Origin of the sequence: Mesorhizobium sp. M7A.F.Ca.US.014.04.1.1, assembly GCF_003998745.1 — a bacterium.
GTDB lineage: Bacteria > Pseudomonadota > Alphaproteobacteria > Rhizobiales > Rhizobiaceae > Mesorhizobium > Mesorhizobium ciceri.
Map to the genome: position 1 here is coordinate 1 of NZ_RZRW01000915.1, position 1584 is coordinate 1584.

Sequence of the window (1584 nt, forward strand, 5' to 3'; positions counted from 1 at the left end):
CACGTTGAGGACGCGGCCGCCATTGGCCACCAGCGCGCCGCCATTGATGGCGGTGCCGGCGTGGAAGACCTGGACGCCGTCGCTTGCCGCGTCTTCGACGCCGCGGATGACCGAGCCTTTTTCCGGCGTGCCGGGATAGCCTCTCGCCGCCATCACCACGGTCAATGCCGCCTCGTCGCGCCAGCGCACCGAAGTATGTGCCAACTGGCCGTCGGTTGCCGCGTTGAGCAGGACCAGCAGATCATCCTTCAGCCGCATCATCAGCACCTGGCATTCCGGATCGCCGAAGCGGGTGTTGTATTCGATCAGCTTCGGCCCCTTGTCGGTGATCATCAGCCCGGCAAACAGCACGCCGGAGAAAGGCGCGCCCAGTTCGGCCATGCCGCGCATGGTCGGCTCGATGATCTCACGCATGGTGCGCTCGACCAGTTCCGGCGTCATCACCGGTGCCGGCGAATAGGCCCCCATGCCGCCAGTGTTCGGACCGGTGTCGCCGTCGCCGACGCGCTTGTGATCCTGCGCGGTGCCGAAGGGCAGTGCGGTGGTACCGTCGCAAAGACAGAAGAAGCTCGCCTCCTCGCCGGTCATGAATTCCTCGACCACAACTTCCGCGCCGGCGGCGCCGAAGGAACCATCGAAGCAGGCATCGAGGGCTGCCTGTGCTTCACTGAGCGTCATGGCGACGGTGACGCCCTTGCCGGCAGCGAGCCCGTCGGCCTTGATGACGATCGGCGCCCCGGTCTTTTCGACATAGGCCCTGGCCGAGGCCAGGTCACTGAAACGGCCATAGGCGGCGGTCGGGATGTTGTAGCGGGCGCAGAGGTCCTTGGTGAAACCTTTCGAGCCTTCCAGCTGTGCCGCTGCCTTGGAGGGACCGAAGACGCGGATATTTTCGGCGCGCAGATCGTCGGCAATACCGGCGACCAGCGGGCCTTCCGGACCGACCACGACGAGGTCGATTTTTTTCTCCCGGCAGAATGCGGTGACCGCGGCGTGATCGGCGATGTCGAGCTTGACCAGTTCGGCCTCGCCGCCAATGCCCGGATTGCCGGGGGCGGCATAAAGCTTCGTCAGCAGCGGCGACGCGGCGATCTTCCAGGCGAGCGCATGTTCGCGGCCGCCGGAGCCCAGAAGAAGAACGTTCATGGCCACCTCTTGATGCCGAAATTCTGCTCTGGCGGCCATCTGATGGCGTTTTCTGCGCTTCCCGTTCTACTGCGTGCAGTAGAACTGAGCTCACGGACCAAATGTCCGCTCCGCTGCGGTTCTCGAAACCACCACCATATGACTCGCCAGAGCGAATTTCGAAACAGTCTCTTGGAGACCCGCTATTGCTCTCCGGGCGACGGGTCAAGGCATCAGGGTGTTTAGATCGCAATTGCGCACGGGAACGTTATCCCCGCAGAAAATTGGCGGCGGATACCGCCGCCAATTTTCTGGCGATTCGCTAGGCGGAGAAAACCACCGGAAACCAGTCCTCGCGCAGCCTCTCGCCCGGCTGCATGCCGTGGCCATGATAGGGCGGCGAGGTGCGGCCCGGCCGCTCGACATAGCGCGCATCGTCACCGACCCAGCGCAGCGACA

General features: G+C 64.1%; 1 protein-coding gene and 1 pseudogene. Both read right to left on the minus strand.

Going from position 1 to position 1584, the window contains the following annotated elements; translation table 11 throughout:
* A partial coding sequence (gene purD, locus EOA22_RS33065) for a phosphoribosylamine--glycine ligase (RefSeq protein WP_127390577.1) occupies positions 1–1146 on the minus strand: 1146 nt, incomplete at its 3' end.
* Positions 1147–1447: 301 nt separating this feature from the next.
* Positions 1448–1584: pseudogene (locus tag EOA22_RS39270) on the minus strand (phytanoyl-CoA dioxygenase); the annotation flags it as partial.